Below are 6,544 nucleotides of genomic sequence, written 5' to 3'. Positions count from 1 at the left end.
GACGGGGAAGGGTGCGCTCCAGACGCGAGGGGTCCGGGGGGTAGGCGGGGACGGCGACGACACCAGCGGCCAGGCAGCCGAAGAAGCCGGTGACGTAGTCGAGGCCAGGAGGGTAGAGGAGGACGGCCCGCTCGCCCGCTGGCACCTCTTGCTGGAGGAGGGCCCCCAGGCCGCGGGCTCGCCGCCACAGCCCCGCGTAGCTGAGCTCGGAGGAGTCGCCTTCGGAGTCCTCCAGGAAGGAGAACAGGCGTTGCTCGCCGTGGCGGGAGGCGCGCTCTTCGAGCAGCTCGAGCAGCGTCGACGCACGGGAAACAGGCGAGGGGAACGTCATCGGGGTGCAACCTCCGTCAGGGCGCGAAGCGCCGGGAGCGTAGGAGCACCCGAATGACCCCTACAAGCCATCGTGACGAGGTTGCTGGAATCAGGAGCAGGCAGGGGCTTGAGCCCCTTCTACACGTTGCTACAGCAGACGCGTTTGCATGAGGTCCGCTACTAGACGGCCTCGAATGACATCAGCATATAGCGAAGCAGGCCGCGGGCGCTCGCCCATGCCATGGCCCGGTTGATGCTGTCATTGGCGATTGCCTCACCCGCGGGTAGCTGGTAGCGCCACATCAGCCGCCGGGTGAACGCGTAGCTTGGCAGGGTGTTCAGCGTCACGTCGTGCTCGCGGCGGCTCAGGAAGCCCGTGCGCCGCGCCAGCGCGCGATAGTCCCGGATCCCGTAGGTCACGTCGACGTGGCCGTAGTGGCGCTCGAAGGCGAGCCCCATCGTGCGGTACCACGAGCGCATCCCGGGTGTGAGCAGCGACGATGGCACGAAATCGGAGACCACCAGCACACCGCCCGGGGACAGGAGGCGCCGCGCCTCCGCGAAGAACCGGGCGCGGCTCCGGAAGTGGCAGATCGCCTCGACGACCATGATGACGTCGAATGATCCATCGTCGAAGGGCAGGTCGCAGGCGTCCGCGCGGACCCAGGAGATCTCGTTGTCGTTCGTGGGCTTGACGTGCTCCGCGGCCCTTTCGAGCTGGCGCTCGTCGACATTGACGCCGACAAGGCTCATCCCTCGGAGCCGTCGGTTGATGCTGGCGAGTGTTCCGCCGAAGCCGCAGCCCACGTCGAGGACCCGCTGGCCTGGAGCGAGGCCGGCGAGCTCGATCATCTCGGTGTTCATGCGCTCGGCGGCGCTGACGAAGTCCGCGGTAGTCCCATCGGCGCGATCGGGTGCGTCCCAGTAGCCCCAGTGAACCGTGGACCCGAACGCCTCGGCGCTCTCCTTGTCGCCGCGCGCGAACGCGTCGAGGAAGATATCGAAGTAGCGAAAGCTCATGGAGCGGCACCCCGCCTCGACGACTTGCCGTGGTGCGCATCGCCCGACGCGGTGCTGTCTTCCACGTCCGGCGCCATCCAGCCGACCTCGGGGCTCATCAGCCAACCGACCGCCGCCGCGATGTCCTCGGCGACGCCGGGGAGTTGCGGCAGCGTCTCCATGGTCCGTGCGACGTTGCTCGGATTGGCACTGATGGGGTGGCTGAAGCAGGGGTTGAGGCGGTAGTAGCCGTCGTCCCCGAGCAGGCTGCGCGTCTGGAAGTCGATGGCCTGGCTGCCGGCTTGGAAGAGCATTCGGAGCAGGACCTGCGGATCGCTCGGGTCGAGCAGCCAGCGCCGGTAGCCCCAGTCCGCCATGCCGCGGAACATCATCGGGTCAACGTATTCCTGGGACATCCCATTGCCGAGCGAGAGCAACAGGGCCCGGTTGCCGATCACATCCAGGCGCTCCGCTTCGCGTGCGTCGTGGATGATCTGCGCCAGGGCGACCATCGACGGGTTGTTGGCGAAGATGCCGCCGTCGACGTAGCCCGAGCCGGTTCCGTTCACGCTCTGGTAGATCGGCGTGAAGAGCGGCGGCGATCCCGAGCGCATGGCCACGTCCGCGACGAGCTCGTCGAGATCGGGATCGTCGGGGCCGCCGAAGTTGTGGAATACCTTGGGCTTCCAGTGGCGGTGGTTCGGACTGCGATTGTCGAGCTGGAAGCTTGGCACGATCACCTTGCGCGGCAGATCGCCCAGGCGGGTGTCGTGACCGAAGACGTCGAGGAAGAAGTCGCGCAGGCGCCGTGTGGACATCAGTGCCTGAGTGCCCATCGCGGTGCCGACCATGCGCGCGAGCATCAGCAGATCCTCGCTCGAAAACGCTGACAGGAGCTCGCTCCAGTACTCGTCGAGCCCCGGGAGCGCCTCGTCTGGATCCTTGTGGGACGCGAGGTAGAGCGCGTTCCACGAGCCCGCCGATGTTCCGGCGAACACGTGCGCGTTCCGCAGCAGCCCCGGGTGCCCCGCCTGACGTAGCGCCCGGTTGGTGTGCTGGAGCAAACTCGCGGAGATGAACGCCGACCCTCCAGTCAGGGTGGTCCCCTCGATCGAGACGATGCGAAGCTTCCTCATTGGATGACTCCGATGGATTTACTTCGATTGTTCGAGCGGGGGAGGGCGCAGGCAGACACGGGCACCCATCTGCTCGAGCATGCGCATCATCCCGCTGAAGGCGCGGTTGTAATACGACAGGCCGCGGGGCACGTTCTCGACGATTCCGAGCGAATCGGCGAACTCCTTCTGGCTCTCCGTGACCAGGCCGGCGTTGGTCGAGAAATCGAATTTCTCGGCGCCGAAGATCTTGGACACGTATTCGCGTGCCTTCCGGAAGCGCTCGCGGCGCGCGCGGAGGGCGCTCTCGGTGCGCTCCACCGGCAAGAGCCCCAAGCGCTCGTAGGCGGCCAGGGCCGCGTCGAGATCATTGTCGATGTAGCCCTGGGTCGACGCGCGCATGTCGCGGATGAACGAGGGCTCGAACGACTGAACGCAGCCGAAGTCGATGATCCCCAGGCGGCCATCCTCCATGAAGATGAAGTTGCCGGGATTGGGATCGGCGTGCACCCGGTGGAGGCGGTAGATGCAGTGATAGAAGAAGTCGGTGACGATCTGGCCGAAGTGGTCGCGCAGTTCCTGTGATGGGCGCGTTTTCTCCAGCCATTCGTCGATGTGGCGGCCCTCGATGCGCTCGGTGCACAGCACCACCGACGTGGTGAACTGGTCGTAGACTCGCGGAATCTTCAACCGCTCCCAGTCGGCGAATGCCTGCCCGAACCAGCGCGAGTTCTCGGCCTCCAGCTCATAGTCGATCTCCTCCTGCAACCGGTCCTCGATGTCGCGGAGGGTCCGGTTGAGCACCTGCGGGCGGACGAGATGATCGATCGGCAGGACCTTCACCAGGCCCCGGATCATCCGCATGTCGCTGCTCAGTGAAGTCGCGACACCCGGATACTGGAGCTTGATGGCGAGCGGCTCCCCGTCGCGCCCGGTGGCCCGATGGACCTGACCCAGGCTGGCCGCCGCGAACGCCTCCGCCTCGAAGTGCGAGAAGAGCAACTCCGGCATCGAGCCGAGCTCGGACATGACGAGGCTGCGGCTCATGGCCGGGCTCAGCGGCGGCACCTGATAGAAGCTCCGGCCGAGCTTGCGGCGCATCGGCTCGGGGAGGATCTCGAGCTCCATGCACAGGAGCTGCGCGGCCTTGAGCGCCATGCCTCGCAACTGGCTGAGCGCCTCGAAGATGATGCGGGCGATCTCCTCGTCGCGGGCCTCACGCGACGCCTGCTCGCCGCGCTCTCCCTGAACCATCCGCTTGAGCCCGTGCACGAGGTGCTGGGTACCCGCGCGCAATCCGGCCCGGCTGGCGATCTGCGCGCGCCGGAAGCGGCTTGCGGGGACCTCGTCGTCCTTGCTCACGTCGGCTCCTCCTCTCCGTCGCGTCCCACCCCGCTCAGGAGGAGTGAGCGCAGCAGACGCCGCATGTTCATGGCCGATGCGAGGACCGGTGGCTGCGGGATCGAATCGCGAGAGATTCCATCGAGCGGGTGGCGATCCTGCAGCGTGTTCAACAACGCCCGCACGCCGACGTACACCGCCTTCGTGCTCTGCTCGTAACCCGACGACTCATCGAGCATCCAGAACACGAACAGCTGGTGGAGGAACTCGGTCAGCAGCGCCGGCAGGTGGCGGAATAGCCGATGGTCCGCGAATTCGTCGATATCCGTCGCCTCGATGATGAGCTCATCGAAGATCTCGCGCGCCGCGGCCTTCACCTGGAGATGGCCGTTGAGGGCGCCAAGCGGGGAGTAGCGCGCCACCGCCGACGAGAGTTCGATGAACTCGCGGTTGGGGCGATGCAGGACCAACAGGGTCTCGAAGAACGCGGTGAGACGCTCCTCGAGGGGGTACTGGTGATAGGCCTCGGTGTCGAGCAGCAGTTCGCGTACTTCGTGGAGCTTCTCGGTGTAGTACGCGAACACCAGGGCGCGCTTGTTCGGGAACAGCCTGAAGACGGCGTTGTTGTCCACCTCGGCGCGGCGGGCCGTCTCGAGCAACGTCGCCCGCGCATACCCCCGCTCGATGACGACTTCGCAAAATGCCGCGATGATGGCCCGGCGCGACTGTGCCTTCTTACCTGAGACCTTCAAAGCGGATGGCCTCCGCGGAGGAGAACCCGCCGGCGCCGGTGGATCGGCTTCACTCATCTCCATCCGGGGTCGCCGCCTTGGATGTCTTTCGCTCGACCTCGCCCCGATTCGACTCGCGCAGCACGCGGCTCCGAGTAGCGCGGGTGTTGAGGAGCTTTCGCTCGATCTCTTCCCGATGCGTCTCGCGCAGGTCGCGGATCCGATCCGTGCGGGTATTGAGGAACTCGATGTAGAGGTCGACCTGCTGGGCCCAGAGGCGGAGGCGGTCTTCCCACCAATTCGCGGCATGGCGGCGGTTTTCCACCCAGCGCTCGTGGGGAAGATCGACGGGCTCGCGCCCACCCTGGCGCGGTCGCTTGTCGTCCGGCTCGTGGGGGTCGATGCGGTCGAGGCGATCGCTCACGCGCTCGATGTCGCTGATCCGGTTGTAGAGCTCCTCGCGGTAGTGCTCGGCAACGCGGGCCCGGAACTGCAGGTGTTCCTGCAGGGCACCCAGAATCCAGTCCCGGCGGAGGTTGCCCCTCCGTCCGAAGCCCATCATTCGCTGCCGCTGCAAACGATCGGCTGGCATTCGAGAAGGCTTCGGCTGTCTTTCTTTGCTCGACGACCCTCGTTCGGTGACCATCCGGCCATGTTGCCCGCCAGCCGCTCCGGTTGTCAACGACAACCGCGCTTTCTTCCATAGACCGGAGTTGTGAGCAGCGTCTGGGTCGAAAACCTGATCGTTGTTAGGGAATGCGGCGGATTTTCACTGAACCTTTACAAAACTCTCAACCTCTTGGAGCGCATTCCGAAAAATGGACGTGATGGGTCAGGTCATGCGGCACGGCCTCATCTCTGATCTCTGCATCACGAGCGCGCTCCTCGGGGCAGAGCAGATCATCCGCGCGGAGTTCTCTGGCTCCTCACGGTTCCCTGGACAAACGGTATCTTAGCTGCGAGTCTCGGCATTTGTCTGATCTCGTACAGTCCAACCAGCCCCGACGATCGCCTCGATGCTTGAGCTACTCAACCAACACGCGCACGGGTTCACCAGTGCCGCGATCGTAGCCGCCTGTGAGGCCGGAGGGATCTTCGAGGCGCTCGAGGCGGAGCCACTCACGGACGGCGAGCTCGCCCGGCGGCGAGCGGCGAACCCAGGACACCTCGGGGTCGCGCTGCGAGCCCTCATCTCGCTGGGCTGGATCGATCGGCGCCCGGATGGACGTCTCGTGCCGCGGGTCGATCGGCGGCAGCGGGCGCTCCCGGCGGACGTGGCGGAGTTGTTCGCGGCGGACTGGCGTGGGTGGCTCTCCGAGCGAGAGGTGCCGGCCGCCGCGCGTCGCTGGCTCGGCGCGGCTGGTGCGGGCTGGCGCGAGGTGCATCCGGACGCGGCCGAGCTACTCGACGGCGCGCTGATCGTGCCCCTCGCCCTCGCGTTGCATGAGCTCGGCGCGCTGGGCGGGCCGGGGCCGTGGTTCGACACGCGTTCGCCGGAGTGGGCGGCGCTGCTCGTGACGTACTTCGCCCGCCTTGGTTGGTGCGAGGCTCCCTCGGGAAGGCCGACGCCGCTCGGCGCCTATCTCGGGGAGCGTGTGATGATCCTCGGCACGGTGGCGTCCTACGCGCCGATGCTGCGCGCGCTGGCGGCGCTGCTGTTCGGCGACGCGGAGGCGATCTTCACGCGCGACGAAGAAGGGCGCGAGCGTCACGTCCTCCGTCACCTCAACGTGACGTCGAGTGGATTCCAGCATGGGCGCTTCTTCGCCGACGTCGAGGCGCTGCTGATCGAACGCTTCGATCAGGAACCCATCGAGGAGCAGCCGCGCTACATCGCGGACATGGGCTGTGGCGACGGCACCTTCCTGCGCCGCCTGTGGACCGCGATCGCCGAGAAGACCCGGCGCGGGCGCGTCCTCGAGCGTCACCCGCTGACGTTGATCGGCGCCGACTTCAACGAGGCGGCGCGGGAGGCCACGCGCGCCACGCTCGCGGATCTCCCGCACGTCGTCGTCGAGGGCGACATCGGGAATCCGGAGGGCTTCA

At 66.6% G+C, this 6,544-nt stretch carries 7 protein-coding genes; 1 reads left to right on the top strand and 6 read right to left on the bottom strand.

Going from position 1 to position 6,544, the window contains the following annotated elements; all coding sequences use genetic code 11:
• The 6 genes from Q664_RS43225 to Q664_RS59630 all read right to left on the bottom strand — a co-directional run.
• The coding region (locus tag Q664_RS43225; RefSeq protein WP_043410458.1) for an AMP-binding protein at nucleotides 1-331 on the bottom strand (331 nt) is incomplete at its 3' end.
• 161 nt (nucleotides 332-492) lie between these two features.
• The gene (locus Q664_RS43220; protein ID WP_043410455.1) at nucleotides 493-1,332 is read right to left on the bottom strand and encodes a class I SAM-dependent methyltransferase; all 840 of its coding nucleotides are present in this window, start codon (nucleotides 1,330-1,332) and stop codon (nucleotides 493-495) included.
• Entirely contained in the window at nucleotides 1,329-2,447 is a 1,119-nt protein-coding gene (locus tag Q664_RS43215; protein WP_052519405.1) for a patatin-like phospholipase family protein, read from the bottom strand. The genes Q664_RS43220 and Q664_RS43215 overlap by 4 nt, the downstream gene beginning before the upstream one ends.
• Before the next feature lie 18 nt (nucleotides 2,448-2,465).
• On the bottom strand, nucleotides 2,466-3,788 hold the full coding sequence (locus Q664_RS43210) for an ABC1 kinase family protein (RefSeq protein WP_052519404.1): 1,323 nt from the start codon (nucleotides 3,786-3,788) through the stop codon (nucleotides 2,466-2,468).
• A complete protein-coding gene (locus Q664_RS43205) occupies nucleotides 3,785-4,576 on the bottom strand; it encodes a TetR/AcrR family transcriptional regulator (RefSeq protein ID WP_160174632.1) in 792 nt (263 codons plus the stop codon). The genes Q664_RS43210 and Q664_RS43205 overlap by 4 nt, the downstream gene beginning before the upstream one ends.
• Nucleotides 4,569-5,090, bottom strand: a complete 522-nt coding sequence (locus Q664_RS59630; RefSeq protein WP_160174631.1) for a hypothetical protein — start codon at nucleotides 5,088-5,090, stop codon at nucleotides 4,569-4,571. Before Q664_RS59630 ends, Q664_RS43205 begins: the two co-directional genes overlap by 8 nt.
• Nucleotides 5,091-5,514: 424 nt before the next feature.
• Between Q664_RS59630 and Q664_RS43195 the strand changes: the two genes are divergently transcribed.
• Nucleotides 5,515-6,544: AprA-related methyltransferase (locus Q664_RS43195; RefSeq protein ID WP_043410445.1), on the top strand; the 1,030-nt coding region annotated here is incomplete at its 3' end.

Origin of the sequence: Archangium violaceum Cb vi76, assembly GCF_000733295.1 — a bacterium.
In the GTDB taxonomy this organism is placed as follows: domain Bacteria; phylum Myxococcota; class Myxococcia; order Myxococcales; family Myxococcaceae; genus Archangium; species Archangium violaceum.
This window is presented reverse-complemented; position numbering and strand designations above follow the sequence as displayed.

Bases quoted from the DNA above. Each gene is read 5' to 3' on its own strand.
- Q664_RS43215 (WP_052519405.1), bottom strand. From the start codon at position 2,447: ATGAGGAAGCTTCGCATCGTCTCGATCGAGGGGACCACCCTGACTGGA.
- Q664_RS59630 (WP_160174631.1), bottom strand. From the start codon at position 5,090: ATGCCAGCCGATCGTTTGCAGCGGCAGCGAATGATGGGCTTCGGACGG.
- Q664_RS43220 (WP_043410455.1), bottom strand. From the start codon at position 1,332: ATGAGCTTTCGCTACTTCGATATCTTCCTCGACGCGTTCGCGCGCGGC.
- Q664_RS43205 (WP_160174632.1), bottom strand. From the start codon at position 4,576: ATGAGTGAAGCCGATCCACCGGCGCCGGCGGGTTCTCCTCCGCGGAGG.